Origin of the sequence: Flavobacterium sediminilitoris (genome assembly GCF_023008245.1) — a bacterium.
GTDB lineage: Bacteria > Bacteroidota > Bacteroidia > Flavobacteriales > Flavobacteriaceae > Flavobacterium > Flavobacterium sediminilitoris.
Genome location: NZ_CP090145.1, coordinates 272,935 through 291,811, shown reverse-complemented (window position 1 = coordinate 291,811; position 18,877 = coordinate 272,935). Strand labels below are relative to the sequence as shown.

Here is an 18,877-nt window from a genome sequence, read left to right as displayed (position 1 = left end):
TTGTTCACTTTTTTGAACTCTTAAAATATAACTTTGATAGAACAAAATAAATACCCAAAAATACCTTTAGCTCAAAGCTTAATAGAAATTTGTAAAGCCAAAGGATTAAAACATATTGTTATTTCTCCTGGTTCTAGAAATGCACCTTTAACTATTGGTTTTGTAAATAATTCTTTTTTTAAATGTTACAGTATTGTAGATGAAAGATGTGCAGCTTTTTTTGCGTTAGGTATGGCACAACAATTAAAAGAGCCAGTAGCTGTGGTATGTACTTCTGGATCAGCAGTTCTAAATTATTATCCAGCAGTAGCGGAAGCATTCTACAGTCAAATACCATTAGTAATAATTAGTGCAGACAGACCTCAAGAGAAAATTGATATAGGAGATGGTCAAACAATTCGTCAAGAAAATGTTTTTGCTAATCATATACTAAATAGTGCTAATTTAACTGAATTAGCTTCAAGAGATAATGATGTTGCTATTCAATACGCGTTACATTTAGCAAAAAATAAAAAAGGTCCTGTACATATAAATATACCATTTGAAGAACCTCTGTATGGGATAATTTCAGAAGTTAGTGTGAATCCAGAATGGGTTGATTTTGATGAGGAAGATGAGAATTTTGTTTTAGGCCAAGAATATATTCAAAAGTGGAATACTAGTGAGAAGAAACTGATTCTTATTGGTGAAAGTAAACCAAACGCAATAGAACAGTCTGTTTTAGAAAGTTTAGCTAATGATAGTTCTGTAATTGTAATGACAGAAAAAACGTCAAATTTACATCATGAGCGTTTCATTTCTAACATTGATACTATAATTACACCTTTTAGTGAAGAAGAGTTTGAGTATTTTAAACCAGATATTTTATTAACTTTTGGAGGAATGGTTGTTTCAAAACGAATAAAAGCATTTCTTAGAAAGTATAAACCTAATGAACATTGGCATGTAGATGAACTAAGAGCTTATGATACTTATGGATGTCTTACTAAGCATTTTAAAACTGATATTGAAGGCTTTTTGAAGCAAATAACCGTAAAAAGAAATAGTTTAGAAGGGTTTTATCAAGCTAAAATGTCTCAAATTGTAAAAGATAGAATGGCAAAATCAGAAATTTATTTAAAAGATATTCCTTTTTCTGATTTTAAAGCTTTTGAAATTATAACTAAAAAACTACCAAAGGATATTCAATTACAAGTAAGTAATAGTTCTGCAATTCGTTATTTGCAACTTTTGAATGTAGATAGATCAGTAACAGTTTATTGTAATAGAGGAACAAGTGGAATTGATGGGAGCACTTCAACAGCAATTGGCGCGGCATTAGCTAGTGAAAAACAAACTATTTTAATAACGGGCGATGTTAGTTTTTTTTATGATAGTAATGCACTTTGGAATCAATATATTCCAAATAATTTTAAAATAATTTTGATTAACAATAGTGGAGGAGGAATTTTTAGAATTTTACCAGGCCATCAAGAAGAAAACACATTTAATACTTTTTTTGAAACCTCTCATAATCTAAAAGCAAATCATTTAGCTAAGATGTTTAATTTTAATTATGAAATTGCTGATAATTCAATAGATTTAGAAATAAAGTTAGAAACGTTTTTAAAATTAGATAATAGACCATCTTTGTTAGAAATAAGTACTCCTGAGAAATTAAATGACAAAATTTTATTGGAATATTTTAAAAAGTTAAAATAAAATTATAATTTTATAAGGATATAATACGTTTTATATAAAATAAAGCGATTGGTCTTAACATTTAAAAACAACATGATTATGAGTAAAAGAGACGAACTGATTACAAAGTACGCAGCAGATTTAAAAGACAAATGCGGTGTAACTGCCGATATGGATTTATTAACTAAAGTAACTATTGGCTGCGGTCCATCAATTTACAATGCTGACTCTTCAACAGTATCAGGTACTGATGAAAAAGAATTAGCAACAGTAAAAAATAATTTTTTAATTAAAAAGTTAGGACTAAAAGATGGTCCAGAACTAGATACTGCAATTGCGGCTGTAATTGATCAATATGGTAAATCGAATAAAAATAAATATAGAGCTGTTTTTTATTATTTATTGACAAAGCATTTTAAAAAAGAATCTGTTTATAAATAGGAATTATTTTATACTAGAATCCCGCATAAGCGGGATTTTTTTATGCTTTTTTTTAAAACAATTGAGTTTGTTAGTTTGAATTCATAACTTAGCAATTAAATTACAAAAATAAGATGATTTCAGAAGCACAATTTCAAAACGAATTAGAGTTGATAATAGAGAATGCACTACGTGAAGACATAGGAGATGGTGACCATAGTTCTTTAGCATGTATTCCTAAAGAAGCACGTGGAAAAGCAAAGTTATTAGTAAAAGATGAAGGAGTAATTGCAGGTGTTGAATTTGCAAAAATGGTTTTCTCACATGTAGAAAAAGATATGATTGTTGAAACATTCATTAATGATGGAGAAAGTGTAAAATATGGAGATATAGTATTTAATGTTTTCGGAAGTTCTCAAGCTATCTTAAAAGCAGAAAGATTGGTTTTAAATGCTATGCAAAGAATGAGTGCAATAGCAACTAAAACAAAATATTTTGTAGATTTATTAGAAGGAACTCCAACAAAAATTTTAGATACTAGAAAAACAACTCCAGGTATTAGAGCTCTTGAAAAATGGGCAGTAAAAATAGGAGGAGGAGAAAATCATCGTTTTGCTTTGTATGATATGATAATGCTTAAAGATAATCACATTGATTTTGCAGGAGGAATAACAAACGCAATCAATAAAACAAAGAAATATCTTCAAGAAAGTAATAGAGATTTGAAAATAATTGTTGAAGCAAGAGATATAGATGAAGTAAAAGAAATATTAACTTGTGAAGGTGTTTATAGAATTTTATTAGATAATTTTACTTATGATATGACTAAAGAAGCAGTTCGTATGATAGGAGATAAATGTTTAACAGAATCTTCTGGAAATATTAATGAAAAGACTATTCGACAATATGCAGAATGTGGAGTTAATTATATTTCTTCAGGAGCTTTAACACACTCTGTTTATAATATGGATTTAAGCTTAAAAGCAATCTAATGTCTGAATTGATTGAAAATAAGCTTAATAAAATTCCTTTAGTGAAACAATTAGTTGGTTTTGCTAAAAGTATAAGTTTATCATCTTTGCAAGGGTTGACCCTGTATGATATTATTGAACTCTATTTTTTAGGAATTTTAAGAGGTGCATTTTCAAATAGAGCAAGTGCAGTTGCATTTAGTTTCTTTATGGCATTATTCCCTTTTGCTTTATTTATACTGAATTTAATTCCGTATATACCTATTGATAATTTTCAAGATGATTTTTTGTTTTTTGTAGAAAAGGGAGTACCTCCAAACACATACGAAGCAATAGAACTTATCCTGAAAGATATAATGAGTACTAGTTATAAAAGCTTATTGTCTTCGGGGTTTATTTTATCTATTTTTTTGATGACAAATGGAGTTAATGCTATATTAGGAGGTTTTGAAATGTCAACACATATAACCATAACAAGAGGTTTTTTTAAGCAATATTTTATAGCTTTAGCAATATCAATAGCTTTATCTTTAATCTTAATTGTTACGGTGGCATCAATAGTTGTTTTTGAAGTAATAATTCAAAAAATTAACTTTCAAGGACTTATAAGTAGTGATGTCTACTTAATTGAATGGGGTAGGTATCTGTTTGTTATTTTAATGATTTTAATTACAGTTTCTATTCTATATAAATTTGGAGCAAAAGAAACTCAAAATATATCATTTATAAGTTATGGAGCGGTTTTTACAACGTTATTAATTATTTTAACATCTTACATTTTTGGTATATATGTAGAAAAGTTTGCAAGGTATAATGAATTGTATGGTTCTATAGGTACACTACTTGTATTGATGTTTTATATTTGGATTAATTGTATGATTCTTTTACTTGGTTTTGAATTAAACGCTACAATTAATAAATTAAAAAGAAAAAATTTATATATTTAACAAAAAATTAATACAATTATAAATTATGAGAAAACTTTACTTACTATTAATGTTTTTGATATTACCTATAACTTTTTGTTTTGCTCAAGAGAAAGTCTCAGGAGTAAGTATTTATGAAACCCTTTCGTTTGGAGGTAACAAACTTGTTTTAAATGGAGCTGGAGTTAAGGAAAAAATGTGGATTGATTTGTATGTAGTATCATTGTATTTGCCTAAAAAAAGTACAAATGCAGATGAAATTATAAACAGTGATGATGCATCTATTATTAAAATGAATGTAGTTTCAAGTATGGTTTCTTCTGAAAAAATGATTGAATTGTTAGATGAAGGTTTTTTGAATGCTACAAATGGAAATTTGTCAGCTATAAAGCCAAAAGTCGATAAATTTAAATCTTTTTTTAAAGATGAAATTAAAGAACGAGATGAGTTCATGATTGTGTATAATCCAAAATCAGGAGTTACGGTTTTTAAAAATGGGATAAAAAAAGGAACTATTGATGGTAAGGATTTTAAAAAAGCATTATTTGGAGTGTGGTTATGTATTAAACCGGCTGATGAAAAATTAAAAAGAGCAATGTTGGATAGTTAATATTAATTTATTACTTTTATAAGATTGAATAAAGAAAAAACTATGAAAAAACAATTTTTTACATTTTTAATGGTGGCTATTTTAACATCATTTTCGATTAATGCACAAAAAACAGTTTCAGGAGTTAAATTAGATAACTCATTGACTGTTGAAGGTCGTAACTTAACATTGAATGGAGCAGGAGTTAGAGAGAAGTTTTGGATAGATCTTTACGTAGGATCTTTATATCTTCCTAAAAAAAGTACAAATGCAAATGAAATTATGAATAGTACAGATGCAGCTGTGATAAAATTGGATATTGTTTCTGGAATGATTACTTCAGAAAAAATGATTAATGCCGTTAATGAAGGTTTTGAAAACTCTACAGGAGGAAATACAGCACCACTTAAATCAAAAATTGATAAATTTAAATCTTTTTTTAAAGATAAATTTAATAAAGGAGATTCATTTACAATTGCAAATCTACCAGAAGTTGGGATTGTAGTTTATAAAAATGGTACAAAAAAAGGGACTATTGAAGGGCAAGATTTTAAAAAAGCGCTGTTTGGAATCTGGTTGTCAGATAAGCCAGCAGATAAAAAATTAAAATCGAGTATGTTAGGGAAATAAACTTCCAATAAATAAAAGTAAAAAGCACTTCTATAGAAGTGCTTTTTACTTTTATTTATTGTTCTCTTCAATTAAGAAGTTTTCAATTTCATTTATCACATTCTTATCTCCTAATATTTTTCGATGTCCTAAGTTGGTAGTCAGTATTAATTTACTATTTTTTATGTGCTTTTCTATGTTTTCTGAAGCAGTATATGGCACATCTTCATCATCTTTATCGTGAATAATAAGAGTTGGAATGTGAACATCTTTTGCAGCTATATAAGCAGAGAAGCTTTCCATTGGTATTTGTAGGTCTTTCTCAAAAGATTCTCTCATTTTTACTGCAATTATTGGTTTTAAATTTAACTTAGATACAAAATCAAATAATATGTCATTAACACTATCTCCACTTCCTATTATTACAGCTTTTTTTACTTGTAAACCTTTCTTTATTGCATTTAAAATAGACATACTTCCAAGAGAATGACCTATTGCAAATTCAAATGGGCCAAATTTCTTTTCTAATTCTAAGATGCTTTCAATAAACTCTATCATTAATGATGATTTCCCTGATGATTTCCCATGAGCTGGTGCATCAAAACTTATTGTTGAAAATCCTAATTCTAATAATCGATCTGCAATTTTTACAAGTTGAGTTCCTCTTCCAGACCATCCATGAACAAGAAGGACTTTTTTAGGACTATTACCATAATGGTATACCATAATTTTTTTATCTATTGATGGGATATAAAATAATTCTTGTTTAGAATTATTATCCATTTCAAATTCTCTTTTTGGAATTTTATATTTTATAGGTTTTGTAAAGAGTTTTTTAGCAAATTTAACAGTAAAAGTGTGTGAGATTCTCTGTAATGAACCTGCTAAAAATAAAATTGATGATGGAATTGAATTACTTGAAATATTTTTTCGTCTTTTTGACATCTTTTTAATTGCGAAATTACTATTTATAAAAAAGATTAATTATTAATATTATCTTAAAAATATTTTTTGGGCTAATATTTGATATGATTTTTTAAATGTATTAACTTTGTATAAAATAGAATGTGATGAATAATAAAATAAAAATTGTTTTAGTATTGTTTTTTGGGCTAGTATTATCGTGCGCAAAAAATCCATTTACAGGAGAACGAACTATGGCATTTGTGCCAAATAGCCAAATTTTTCCATCTGCTTTTCAACAATATGGACAATTTCTGTCTGAAAATAAGGTTGTCAAAGGAACAACTGATGCAAAGAGGATTGAAAATATAGGAATGAAGATAAAGACAGCTGCAGAAAGATGGCTAAATGCAAATGGAAAATCAGATTATTTAGAAGGGTATGCTTGGGAGTATAATTTGGTAGAAAGTAAAGAATTAAATGCATGGTGTATGCCTGGAGGAAAAATTGTTTTTTATACAGGAATATTACCAGTCTGTAAAGATGATGCAGGAATTGCGTCCGTAATGGGACATGAAGTTGCTCATGCATTAGCAAATCACGGACAACAAAGAATGAGTGCAGGCTTATTACAACAATTAGGAGCTGCTGGAGCACAAGTTGCAGTAGGGAACAAAGATCCTCAGACTCAAGCGTTAGTTATGCAAGCTTATGGAGTTGGTTCTCAAGTAGGAGGTATGTTACCATTTAGTAGAAAACATGAAAGTGAAGCAGATATGATTGGCTTAACTTTAATGGCAATTGCAGGATATGATCCTGTTAACGCTGTAAAAGTATGGGAAAGAATGTCTGCATTGTCTTCAGGTTCTGCTCCACCAGAAATATTAAGTACACATCCAAGTAATGAAACAAGAATTAGAGAAATAACATCTTTAATTCCGCAAGCAAAAGCAGAAGCGGCAAAGTTTGGGGTTACTTTTAAATAATTTAAATATAATATGTATATTCGAAGTCCTGCAAAGCAGGACTTTTTTAATTTATTATTTATGACTAAAACATTACAAAAAGGAAGTAAGAAATTACTAAATTCTTGGGCATTTTATGATTGGGCTAATTCGGTATATTCATTAGTGATTTCATCATCAATTTTTCCATTGTATTTCGGATTTATATTTCCTAAAGATGGTCCAGATTTAGAATTCTTAGGAATGCTGTTTAAGCCTACTTCTTTAATAAGTTATGTAACGGCTTTTGCTTTTTTAACAGTTGCTATATTGTCTCCATTACTTTCAGGTATTGCGGATTATGTAGGTAATAAAAAGCGTTTTATGCAATTTTTTTGTTATTTAGGAGCGTTTTCATGTATTGGATTATATTGGTTTTCTGAAGAGAATATTTACTTTGGAGTTGTCTGTTTTTATTTTGGATTAATAGGTTTTTGGGGAAGTTTAGTGTACTATAATTCATACCTGCCTGATATTGCTTATAAAGAACAACAAGATAGTTTAAGTGCTAAAGGATATTCATTAGGATATATAGGAAGTGTTTTGTTGTTGTTAATTTGTTTGTATTTAGTGTTAGGGAAAGAAGGAGGAGAGGCATTAGATGCAATGCGATTGTCTTTCGTTCTTACAGGGATTTGGTGGTTATTGTTTAGTCAATACACTTTTTATTACTTGCCAAAAGGAAATCATTCAAAACAAAAAGTTACTAGAGAAATTTTATTTAATGGATTTAAAGAATTAAAAAAAGTTCAAAAACAATTGTTTCACAATATCCGATTAGAAAGATATTTAGTCGCTTTTTTTGTTTATAGCATGGCAGTACAAACAGTAATGCTTGTAGCTACATATTTTGGAGAACAAGAGATAAACTGGGCAACAGATAGTGAGAAAACAACAGGATTGATAATAAGTATTTTAGTTATTCAATTGGTAGCAGTTGCAGGAGCATATATGACATCTAAATTAGCTGCTAAGTTTGGAAATATAAAAACACTTTTGTTTATTAATATTATTTGGGCAATAATATGTGTTTTTGCGTTTTTTGTAACTGAACCTATACATTTTTATATTACTGCTGCTTTTGTAGGAATAGTAATGGGGGGAATTCAGTCATTATCACGATCAACTTATTCAAAATTTTTACCAGAAACAGAAGATACAGCTTCTTATTTTAGTTTTTATGATGTAGCTGAAAAAATAGGAATTGTTATTGGAATGGGGATATTCGCAACAATAGATCAAATATCTGGGTCAATGAGAAATGCTATTGTGTTTTTAACATTATTTTTTATTATAGGGGTCTTTTTGCTTTTAAGAGTGCCTAAAAAATAAAATATTATGTTATTTTTGAAAAAATTATTAAAATTAACCTTGATGAAAAAAATAAATTTACTTTTTGCTTTTACTGTATTAGCAACTCTTTTTACATTAAATTCTTGTAATATAGAACCATTAGATCCAGCTTTGTCAAGTCAAATTGATAATGGAAATCCACAATTAGCTGTGATAGTTACAAGATCAGTAAGTGATATTACAGCTTCTTCAGTAACTACAGGAGGAAATATCACATCTGATGGGGGTTTGTCAATTTCTTCAAGAGGAGTAGTTTGGAGTGTAAATCAAAATCCTACATTGTCTGATAATAATACTGTTGATGGTTCTGGAGTTGGAAGTTATACTTCATCTATTTCAGGTTTAGTAGCAGGGAATACTTATTATGTTCGTGCTTATGCAATTAATTCGAGTGGTGTTTCTTACGGGAATCAGGTTATGTTCACTACGGTAGTAGCATCTAATCTTCCTGTATTGATAACTACACCTGTTACTAATAATATTTATCCTAGTGCTGTAAGTGGAGGAAATATTTCTGCTGATGGAGGTTCCCCTGTTACTGCGAGAGGAGTAGTTTGGAGTACTTCATCTAATCCTGTTTTGCCAAGTACTAGAAAAACAATTGATGGTTCAGGAATGGGTAGTTATGTTTCAACAATCCAGCAATTACAAATTGTTCCGGGTTCAGTAATTTATCTTAGAGCTTATGCTACAAATGCTAATGGAACTGCCTACGGTAATGAAGTTTCTTTTACAGCGGCTGTAAGTCAAGTTGATAATTCACCTGCATTAATGACGGCAAATATTAATGGGATTCAATATGATAATATGAAACCGTTTTTATATTCTATTACAGGAAATGACGTTGTTGTATTAAATGATGGTGCCCCAGTCGGAGATACAAGATATTTGAAAATTCAAGGAGATACAAGTGATAATCTAGGCTTTCTAACAGAGATTAATCTACATATACCAAATGATAAATGGGTTTTAGGAACTTATCAATTATATGAAACATTTGACTTAAGTGGTCCTTCTTATTGTCAAGCTAGTTTAATTTTACCTAATGTAGGAGGAGCGCCTGATTACGCAAGAGTTACAGGTGGTTCAATTACAATAACTGAATTTAATTTAGTAACAAAGAGAATAAAAGGGACATTTAATATTACTTATGAAAAGACAGGTCAGTCAACTGTTTATGAAATTACTAATGGTACATTTAATTATGGTTTAGATAATAGTTATTTTGATTAGAAAGAACTTATAACAATGATATAAAATCCCGAATTTATACTTCGGGATTTTTTTATGGCATAAATCTTGATTTCATATATAGCTTATAAATAATGAATTCTTTTATTAGTATTGATTTTCAGTCATTTAATAGTGGTTTTGAAAGAATATATAAGCCTAGTTTTAATATAATTAATGACAAAATGACCCTTTTATAGTTATGCCAAATCAAAAAATAATAACACTTGACAACTTGTCACTTCAAGAAATAAATAGTGATGCTGAATTAATTCCTTTATTGACGCCTGAAGATGAAGAGGAAATGAATAATGAAGTGTTGCCAAATGATCTACCAATACTTTCCTTGAGAAATACAGTTTTGTTTCCTGGAGTTGTAATTCCTATTACAGCAGGAAGAGATAAATCAATTAAATTGATTAATGATGCTAATGCTGGAGGAAAAGTAATTGGTGTAGTAGCACAAAAAGATGAGAATGTAGAAGAACCTACTCCAAATGATGTACATCATATAGGAACAGTAGCTCGTATAATTAGAGTCTTAAAAATGCCTGATGGAAATACAACAGTAATTCTTCAAGGTAAAAAAAGATTTGAAATTGATGCATTTACTCAAGAAGAACCTTATTTAAAAGCAACAATAAAAGAAGTAAGCGAGGTTCGTCCAGAAAGTAATGATGCTGAATTTAATACAATAGTTGAATCAATAAAAGACTTGGCTATTCAAATTATTAGAGAAAGTCCAAATATTCCTACAGAAGCTACTTTTGCAATTAAAAATATAGAAAGTAATCCGTTTTTAATCAATTTTGTTTCTTCAAACATGAATTTGTCTGTTACTGAAAAACAAGATTTACTTTCTATTAATAATTTGAAAGAAAGAGCATTGGAAACGCTACGTTTTATGAATTTAGAGTTGCAAAAGCTCGAATTAAAAAATGATATACAATCTAAAGTTCGTTTTGATTTAGATCAACAGCAAAGAGAATATTTTCTGCATCAACAAATGAAAACTATCCAAGAAGAATTAGGAGGAGTTTCTTACGAGGCAGAAATTGAAGAAATGCGTGAAAAAGCAAAATCAAAAAAATGGAATGAAGATGTAGCAAAACATTTTGAAAAAGAAGTGTCAAAGTTGCAACGTTCTAATCCTAATTCACCAGATTTTGGAATACAAAGAAATTATCTAGAGTTGTTTTTAGATTTACCATGGAATGAATATTCAAAGGATAATTTCGATTTAAAAAGAGCGCAAAAAATATTAGATAGGGATCATTTTGGTTTAGAAGATGTTAAAGAGCGAATTATTGAACACTTAGCTGTTTTAAAACTTCGAAATGATATGAAATCCCCTATTTTATGTTTATATGGTCCTCCAGGAGTTGGTAAAACATCTATTGGAAAATCAGTAGCAGAGGCATTGGGTAGAGAATATGTTCGTATTTCTTTAGGAGGAATGAGAGATGAAGCAGAAATTCGCGGACATAGGAAAACATATATTGGTGCAATGCCAGGACGTATTATTCAAAGTATTAAGAAAGCAAAAACATCAAATCCTGTATTTGTTTTAGATGAAATCGATAAATTGTCAAGTAGTTTTAATGGAGATCCATCTTCTGCATTGTTAGAAGTTTTAGATCCAGAACAAAACTCGGAATTTCATGATAATTTCCTTGAAATAGGTTATGATTTATCTAAAATAATGTTTATCGCTACTTCAAATAGTTTGTCAACCATTCAGCCTGCACTTAAGGATAGAATGGAAATTATAAACATGTCGGGTTATACAATTGAAGAAAAAGTGGAAATTGCTAAAAAACATTTACTGCCTAAGCAATTAAAAGAGCATGGATTAACAACCGATGATTTGCAAATAGGGAAAAAACAATTAGAGAAAATTGTTGTAGGTTATACGCGTGAATCAGGTGTTCGTGGTTTAGATAAAAAAATAGCGCAAATGGTTCGTAATGCTGCAAAATCAATTGCAATGGAAGAACCTTATAATAAAGTATTAACGGATGAAGATATAATTGAAGTGTTAAAATCACCAAGATTAGAAAGAGATAAATACGAGAATAATGATACAGCAGGTGTTGTTACAGGTTTGGCTTGGACTTCAGTAGGAGGTGATATTTTATTTATAGAATCTACTATTTCAAAAGGGAAAGGAGCTATGACTATGACAGGGAATTTGGGAACTGTAATGAAAGAATCAGTTACTATTGCGTTAGAATATATAAAATCTAACAATGAATTATTAGGAATATCAAATGAAATATTAACAGGGAATAATATTCATATTCACGTTCCAGAAGGAGCTACTCCAAAAGATGGACCAAGTGCAGGAATTGCAATGTTGACTTCTATGGTTTCTACTTTTACGCAAAAAAAAGTGAAGAAAAATTTAGCCATGACTGGAGAAATCACATTAAGGGGAAAAGTATTACCTGTTGGTGGAATTAAAGAAAAAATATTAGCAGCAAAAAGAGCTAATATTAAAGAAATTATTCTATGTCATGAAAACAAGCGTGATATTGATGAAATAAAACCTGAATATTTAAAGGGATTAACATTTCATTATGTTGATAAAATGAGTGAAGTGCTTAATATTGCAATAATAAATCAAAAAGTAAAGAGTGCTAAAAAATTAGATAATTAAGTTTTTTTGAGTTGATAATCTTTGTTTTTTAACATTTAACTAGAAATATATGGTTAGCTTTGGTAAGTAGTCTGAATTTACTTATTGTTTTTTCAGTAATATTAATCTATAATCTATTTTTATTATGTTAAAAAAAATCTTAAATCAAAAAGGAACTAAAGAATTGTCTAGGATGGATAAAAAAAGTGTAAAAGGAGGAGGGCATCCTACTTTGTGTGCTGACTATGTGATTTATTGTCAAAACCTTCGAACATATGATCCATGTGAACCAATTACAGATACTAATTTCCCTTGTTAATAAGGAGTATTGGAGTTTGCAATAAATGTAATTATGTTGATAAAATGAGTGAAGTGCTTGATATCGCAATAATAAATCAAAAAGTGAAGAGTGCTAAGAAATTATAGTGTTAATCATTTTCAAAATAATAAAATTCCGATTTAGAAATAAGTCGGAATTTGTTTTTAATATATTCGTATATAATTTTATCTTCGCAAAAGCGTTTATAGCTTATATATAAAAAATAATGTTTAAAAAAAGTGTACTGTTCTCTTTGTTGTTATTTTCTACTGTTCATTATGGGCAAATAGGAGGTAAATATGTATATCAGTTTTTAAACTTAGCGCAATCACCGCGTCAAGCAGCATTAGGAGGAAAAACAGTTACTGTGGTTGACTATGATGTAAATCAAGCATTTTATAATCCAGCAACAATAAATCCTGAAATGCATAAAAGATTATCTACAAATTACGGAAGTTATTATGGAGAAGTTTCTTATGGAACTGCTGCCTATGCTTATACTTGGGATAGACATGTGCAAACTTTTCATGCAGGAATAAGTTATATTAATTACGGAGATTTTGAAGGAAGAGATGAATTAGGGAATTTAACTTCTAATTTTACAGGAAGTGAAGCTGCTTTATCTATGGGTTATGCTTATAATATTCCATGGACAGATATGTATATTGGAACTAATGTGAAATTAATTTCTTCCACATTAGAATCGTATAATTCATGGGGAGTTGCTACAGATTTAGGTTTTTTGTATGTTGATGATAAAAATGATATTAATTACGGATTCACTATTCGTAATATAGGGTTTCAAATAACACCTTATCAAGATGTGAGAGAGAAATTACCACTTTCAATAGATGCTGGAATTTCTCAATTGGTTGAAAATGTTCCTATTCGATGGCATCTTACTTTAGAAAATTTACAACAATGGAATATCGCTTTTTCAAACCCAAATAGAGCAGAAAATACTTTAGATGGGGAAACCAATGAAGAGAAGGTATCCTTTTTTAATAATGCATTGCGACACGTTATTATTGGAGCAGAATTATTTCCAGAAAAAGGATTTAATGTTCGTTTAGGATACAATTTTAGAAGAGGGCAAGAATTAAGCATTGTGGATCAGAGAAGCTTTTCAGGAATCTCAGCAGGATTTGGATTGCGATTTGGAAAAATTAAATTTGATTATTCCTATTCAAGATATACCGTTGCTGCAAACACAAGTTTATTTGGATTAATGATAGATTTAGAATAAATTTTTAGAAAAAAATAGAGAAAAACGAATAGATTTTCTAAGAAAATTAAAATGAAAAAAATTACAATAGCAATAGACGGATTTTCGTCAACAGGAAAAAGTACGTTGGCTAAGCAATTAGCAAAAGAATTAGGTTATGTATATGTAGATACAGGTGCTATGTATAGAGCCGTGACTTATTTTGCAATGCAAAACGGTTTTGTTGGTGAAAATCATTTAAATAAAGAGGGTTTAATTAATGAATTACTAGCAATTAAATTAGAATTTCGTTTTAACCCTGATTTAGGTTTTGCTGAGATGTATTTAAATGGTGAAAATGTAGAACAACCTATTCGTACTATTGAAGTTTCTCGAAACGTAAGCCAAATAGCTGAAATTTCTGAAGTGAGAGCTAAATTAGTAGAACAACAACAAGCTATGGGTAAAAATAAAGCTATTGTGATGGATGGTAGAGATATTGGAACCGTAGTTTTTCCAGACGCCGAATTAAAATTGTTTATGAATGCTTCTGCGGAAACAAGAGCGCAAAGACGTTTTGATGAATTAGTAGAAAAAGGACAAAACGTGACTTATCAAGAAGTACTAGAGAATGTACAGCAACGCGACTATATTGACACACATAGAGAAGATTCTCCTTTGGTAAAAGCAGATGATGCTATTGAGGTTGATAACTCTGCGATGAATAAAAAAGAACAATTTGAATTAGTTATGAAGTTAATAGAAGAGAAAATTTAATTAATAGATCTAATTTAAAAAATGTTATTCTGAATTTATTTTAGAATCTTTTTTATCTTCTTTAATAAGAGTCTTTTTTTTACAAATGTTTGGTAGTTAATAAATTATTCGTAATTTTGCACACCTTTTGACGGAATTGGGTTTCCATTAGGTATCAATCATTTATGTAAACACTGTTGCTGTTTTTAATCTGTATAAGAAACCCTATAAGAACAGAGCATACAAATTTTTAAATCAGCATGTCTGAAATTAACAAAACACAAGAAGAGTTTTTAGCAAATTTTAACTGGCACAATTACCAAGAAGGTATTGATGTAGTAGATGAAAAAAACTTACAAGAATTTGAAGAATTAGTATCTAAAACTTTCATCTCTACAAAAGACGAGGAAGTTGTAGAAGGAATTGTAGTTAGAATTACAGATAGAGACGCTATCGTTGATATCAATGCTAAATCTGAAGGTGTTATTTCTTTAAACGAATTTCGTTACAATCCAAATTTAAAAGTTGGTGATAAAGTAGAAGTACTTATCGATATTCGTGAAGATAAAACAGGTCAATTAGTATTATCACACAGAAAAGCGAGAACTATCAAAGCATGGGATAGAGTTATTGCTGCTCATGAGTCTGGTGAAATCGTTAATGGTTTTGTAAAATGCAGAACTAAAGGAGGAATGATCGTTGATGTATTTGGTATTGAAGCTTTCTTACCAGGTTCTCAAATTGACGTGAAACCAATCCGTGATTACGATCAATATGTAAACAAAACTATGGAATTCAAAGTTGTGAAAATCAACCACGAATTTAAAAACGTAGTAGTTTCTCATAAAGCGCTTATCGAGGCTGATATTGAAGAACAAAAGAAAGAAATCATTGGTCAATTAGAAAAAGGACAAGTTTTAGAAGGTGTGGTTAAAAACATTACTTCTTACGGTGTGTTTATTGACTTAGGTGGTGTAGATGGATTAATCCATATTACAGATCTTTCTTGGTCTAGAATTAATCACCCAAGTGAAGTTCTTGAATTAGATCAAAAATTAAATGTTGTAATCCTTGATTTCGATGATGAGAAAACAAGAATTCAATTAGGTTTAAAACAATTAAATGCTCATCCATGGGATGCTTTAAGTGCTGATTTAACTATTGGTGATAAAGTAAAAGGTAAAGTAGTTGTTTTAGCTGATTATGGTGCTTTCATTGAAGTTGCTGAAGGTGTTGAAGGATTAATTCACGTTTCTGAAATGTCTTGGTCAACTCATTTAAGAAGTGCACAAGATTTTATGAAAATTGGAGATGAGGTTGAAGCGGTAGTTTTAACTTTAGATAGAGATGAAAGAAAAATGTCTTTAGGTATTAAGCAATTAACGCAAGATCCTTGGACAGATATCACTGCTAAATATCCAGTAGGTTCTAAGCATACAGGTATCGTTAGAAACTTTACAAACTTTGGTATCTTCGTGGAATTAGAAGAAGGTATTGATGGTTTAGTTTATATTTCTGACTTATCTTGGACTAAGAAAATCAAGCATCCATCAGAATTTGTGAATGTTGGAGATAACATGGAAGTAGTAGTTTTAGAATTAGATGTAGATGGTCGTAAACTATCTTTAGGTCATAAGCAAACTACAGAAAATCCATGGGATAAGCATGAAGATGCTTTCGCTGTTGGTACTATTCATAATGGTGTTATCGGTGAAATCGTTGACAAAGGTGCAACTGTAGATTTCGGTGATGATGTTGTAGCATTTATTCCTACTCGTCATTTAGAAAAAGAAGATGGTAAAAAATTGAAAAAAGGTGAATCTGCTGACTTTAAAGTTATTGAGTTTAATAAAGAATTCAAAAGAGTAGTGGCTTCTCATACAGCTATCTTCCGTGAAGAAGAAGAAAAAGCAGTTAAATCTGTAGAAACAGCTTCTTCTAATAATAATGTAGAAAAATCAACTTTAGGTGATATTGATGCATTAGCTGAATTAAAAGCAAAAATGGAAAAAGGAGAAAAATAATCTCTAAATTCTTTTAAATACTAAAAAGTCCTGATGAAAATCAGGACTTTTTTTATACTATTATTTTGTAGTTTCATTATTATATCGTAATATTGCAATATAATAATAAATTTATGGGAGTTTCAAAAACAGAATTCTTTACAGAAGAACAAAATGAAATAGCTAATTTGTTTAAAGCGATGTCTCATCCAGCGAGAATTGCAATTGTTCAATATTTACTAAGTGTAGATTCTTGTATCTGTGGAGATATTGTAAACGAATTGCCATTGGCTCAGCCAACAGTTTCTCAGCATTTAAAGGAATTAAAGAATGCAAATATTATAAAAGGAACTATAGAAGGAACAGCAATTTGTTATTGTCTTAATCCAGAAATAATTAAGAAAATTGAATCTTATTTTGGAAATATTTCAAATCATTTGAGTCAAAAATGTTGCTAACGATATAATTATTAATAACTAATTTTAAATAAAATGAAATTATCAGAAATAAATGAAGTGTTGAAAAAAGTAGAAACAATTGCTTTTCAGCTTCCAAATGGAAATTTAGTTCCGTCGCATTTTCATGTTACTGAAGTGGGAAAAATAACAAAGCATTTTATTGATTGTGGAGGAACAACTCGTTTAGAAGAAGTGGCAAATTTTCAGTTATGGGAAGCAAATGATTATGATCATCGTTTACATCCAGAAAAATTAATTCATATTATAGAACTGTCTCAAAAAGTATTACAAATTCCAGATTTAGAAATAGAAGTAGAATATCAAATGAAAGATACTATAGGTAAGTTTAGTTTGGATTTTGATGGAATTAATTTCTTGCTAATTTCAAAATTAACAAATTGTTTGGCTCAAGATAAATGTGGAATTCCATCTGAAAAACCAAAAGTTAAAATAGGAGAATGGAAATCAAAAGCAAGCTCATGTGAGCCAAATTCTGGGTGTTGTTAGAGAATCATTTTACCTCTACCTGAGCTAAAACTAAAAACATGATAACAAAAATATCTGAAACTATTGAAAAATTTCAACTTTCATTAATTTCTAAAGAGAGAAAAGAAATACTTCAACCATTAATTGATTATATTCAGTTAAAGCTAGATAAGAAAGAAACAATAAATTTAAATTTCATTTGTACACATAATTCAAGAAGAAGTCATTTGTCTCAAATTTGGGCACAAACAATAGCCTTTTATTATGGTGTTCAAAGAGTAAAGTGCTATTCTGGAGGAACAGATGTAACAGCTATATATCCAAAAGTTATTGAAACTTTACAGAATCATGGTTTTGAAATTCAAAAATTAAGTCATGAAAAAAATCCTATTTATGCTATTAAGTTTTCAGAAAATGAATTGCCAATTATAGGGTTTTCAAAAGTTTTTGATGACAATTTTAATCCAAAGTCAAATTTTGCAGCAATAATGACATGTTCACAAGCAGATGAAGGCTGTCCGTTTATTATGGGTGCAGAAAAACGATTCCCTATTCGTTATGATGATCCAAAAGAATTTGATGAAACAATTCTAATGAATGAAAAGTATGAAGAAAGAAGTTTACAAATAGCCTTGGAAATGACGTATGTTTTTTCAAATCTAAAAAATGAAGGATAGAAAGCATTACTTTAGTGAATTTATTGGTACATTTTTGTTAGTCTTATTCGGAACAGGCTCAATAATCATTAGTGAGGAATACAACGGAATCATTCAAGAATTTGGAATAGGAATTGTTTTTGGGTTAACCGTTTGGATGCTTGTTCATTTCCTTGGTAAAATATCAGATTGTCATATAAATCCAGCAGTTACAATCGGTATGATGTTGGATAAAAAAATAACAATTAAAAAAGCATCTTGGTATATTTTATTTCAATTAATAGGTGCTTTATCAGCAAGCTGTTTTTTATACGTGTTATTTCCTGACAATCATAAATTAGGAAATACATTGCCTAGAAATCTGTGGCAAGAAGCTTTTCTTTATGAACTCTTTCTTAGTTTTATTTTAATGTTAGTCATTCTAATTTCAACAAATCGTTCTTTTTTAATAAAAAGAGTTTCATTTTTAATTGGTTTTACTGTTTTTCTAGAAGCATGGTTGGCAGGACCAGTTTGTGGTGCTTCAATGAATCCAGCCAGAACATTTGGACCTGCTATTGTTTCTGGAAATAGTAGTGTTTTATGGTTGTATTTTGCAGCACCAATACTTGGAATGGCTTTGGCAATGTATATTTTTAAATTTAAGTTGAGTGTATTAAAATGAAGAGTCTT

19 protein-coding genes are annotated in these 18,877 nt (G+C 29.5%); 18 read left to right on the top strand and 1 reads right to left on the bottom strand.

All coding sequences use genetic code 11. The features are described 5' to 3' along the window. Positions 1–33 precede the first annotated feature (33 nt). From menD to LXD69_RS01410, 6 genes are all read left to right on the top strand, one after another. Complete coding sequence (gene menD, locus LXD69_RS01435; RefSeq protein ID WP_246916874.1) at positions 34–1,701, top strand: 2-succinyl-5-enolpyruvyl-6-hydroxy-3-cyclohexene-1-carboxylic-acid synthase; 1,668 nt, start codon at positions 34–36, stop codon at positions 1,699–1,701. A gap of 78 nt (positions 1,702–1,779) precedes the next feature. Next, entirely contained in the window at positions 1,780–2,121 is a 342-nt protein-coding gene (locus tag LXD69_RS01430; RefSeq protein WP_045968587.1) for a DUF2853 family protein, read from the top strand. Positions 2,122–2,234: 113 nt separating this feature from the next. Then, positions 2,235–3,092 (top strand): carboxylating nicotinate-nucleotide diphosphorylase, encoded by an 858-nt coding sequence (gene nadC, locus LXD69_RS01425; RefSeq protein ID WP_246916871.1) that lies wholly within the window; start codon positions 2,235–2,237, stop codon positions 3,090–3,092. Beyond that, on the top strand, positions 3,092–4,018 hold the full coding sequence (locus LXD69_RS01420; protein WP_045968583.1) for a YihY/virulence factor BrkB family protein: 927 nt from the start codon (positions 3,092–3,094) through the stop codon (positions 4,016–4,018). Before nadC ends, LXD69_RS01420 begins: the two co-directional genes overlap by 1 nt. Before the next feature lie 25 nt (positions 4,019–4,043). Beyond that, positions 4,044–4,607, top strand: coding sequence for a chalcone isomerase family protein (locus tag LXD69_RS01415; RefSeq protein WP_045968581.1), 564 nt, complete (start codon positions 4,044–4,046; stop codon positions 4,605–4,607). 42 nt (positions 4,608–4,649) lie between these two features. Continuing rightward, on the top strand, positions 4,650–5,216 hold the full coding sequence (locus LXD69_RS01410; RefSeq protein ID WP_045968579.1) for a chalcone isomerase family protein: 567 nt from the start codon (positions 4,650–4,652) through the stop codon (positions 5,214–5,216). A 51-nt stretch (positions 5,217–5,267) separates the two neighbouring features. Here the strand turns inward: LXD69_RS01410 and LXD69_RS01405 are convergent, their stop codons facing one another. Next, positions 5,268–6,140: an alpha/beta hydrolase gene (locus LXD69_RS01405; RefSeq protein WP_246916868.1), complete on the bottom strand. Its 873-nt coding sequence runs from the start codon at positions 6,138–6,140 to the stop codon at positions 5,268–5,270. A 125-nt stretch (positions 6,141–6,265) separates the two neighbouring features. On the opposite strand from LXD69_RS01405, the gene LXD69_RS01400 reads away from it, so the two are divergent. From LXD69_RS01400 to LXD69_RS01345, 12 genes are all read left to right on the top strand, one after another. Next, on the top strand, positions 6,266–7,084 hold the full coding sequence (locus tag LXD69_RS01400; RefSeq protein ID WP_045968575.1) for a M48 family metallopeptidase: 819 nt from the start codon (positions 6,266–6,268) through the stop codon (positions 7,082–7,084). A 60-nt stretch (positions 7,085–7,144) separates the two neighbouring features. Then, complete coding sequence (locus LXD69_RS01395) at positions 7,145–8,434, top strand: MFS transporter (protein ID WP_045969281.1); 1,290 nt, start codon at positions 7,145–7,147, stop codon at positions 8,432–8,434. A 42-nt stretch (positions 8,435–8,476) separates the two neighbouring features. After that, positions 8,477–9,688 (top strand): hypothetical protein, encoded by a 1,212-nt coding sequence (locus LXD69_RS01390; RefSeq protein WP_246916865.1) that lies wholly within the window; start codon positions 8,477–8,479, stop codon positions 9,686–9,688. 199 nt (positions 9,689–9,887) lie between these two features. Beyond that, the gene (lon, locus tag LXD69_RS01385; protein WP_246916862.1) at positions 9,888–12,344 is read left to right on the top strand and encodes an endopeptidase La; all 2,457 of its coding nucleotides are present in this window, start codon (positions 9,888–9,890) and stop codon (positions 12,342–12,344) included. Positions 12,345–12,468: 124 nt separating this feature from the next. Then, complete coding sequence (locus LXD69_RS01380) at positions 12,469–12,642, top strand: hypothetical protein (RefSeq protein WP_161794130.1); 174 nt, start codon at positions 12,469–12,471, stop codon at positions 12,640–12,642. A gap of 226 nt (positions 12,643–12,868) precedes the next feature. After that, positions 12,869–13,888: a type IX secretion system protein PorQ gene (gene porQ / locus LXD69_RS01375; RefSeq protein ID WP_045968569.1), complete on the top strand. Its 1,020-nt coding sequence runs from the start codon at positions 12,869–12,871 to the stop codon at positions 13,886–13,888. A gap of 51 nt (positions 13,889–13,939) precedes the next feature. Further along, positions 13,940–14,623 carry a (d)CMP kinase gene (cmk, locus tag LXD69_RS01370; protein ID WP_045968568.1) on the top strand — a complete coding sequence of 228 codons (684 nt, stop codon included), beginning with the start codon at positions 13,940–13,942 and terminating at the stop codon, positions 14,621–14,623. A 239-nt stretch (positions 14,624–14,862) separates the two neighbouring features. Then, positions 14,863–16,626, top strand: a complete 1,764-nt coding sequence (gene rpsA, locus LXD69_RS01365; protein WP_246916860.1) for a 30S ribosomal protein S1 — start codon at positions 14,863–14,865, stop codon at positions 16,624–16,626. Positions 16,627–16,739: 113 nt separating this feature from the next. Next, on the top strand, positions 16,740–17,063 hold the full coding sequence (locus LXD69_RS01360; RefSeq protein ID WP_246916856.1) for an ArsR/SmtB family transcription factor: 324 nt from the start codon (positions 16,740–16,742) through the stop codon (positions 17,061–17,063). Between the two features lie 33 nt (positions 17,064–17,096). Further along, entirely contained in the window at positions 17,097–17,570 is a 474-nt protein-coding gene (locus LXD69_RS01355) for a DUF6428 family protein (protein WP_246916853.1), read from the top strand. A gap of 38 nt (positions 17,571–17,608) precedes the next feature. Beyond that, positions 17,609–18,226, top strand: a complete 618-nt coding sequence (locus LXD69_RS01350; RefSeq protein ID WP_246916850.1) for an arsenate-mycothiol transferase ArsC — start codon at positions 17,609–17,611, stop codon at positions 18,224–18,226. Next, positions 18,216–18,869: an MIP/aquaporin family protein gene (locus tag LXD69_RS01345; RefSeq protein ID WP_246916846.1), complete on the top strand. Its 654-nt coding sequence runs from the start codon at positions 18,216–18,218 to the stop codon at positions 18,867–18,869. The genes LXD69_RS01350 and LXD69_RS01345 overlap by 11 nt, the downstream gene beginning before the upstream one ends. Positions 18,870–18,877: the final 8 nt, after the last annotated feature.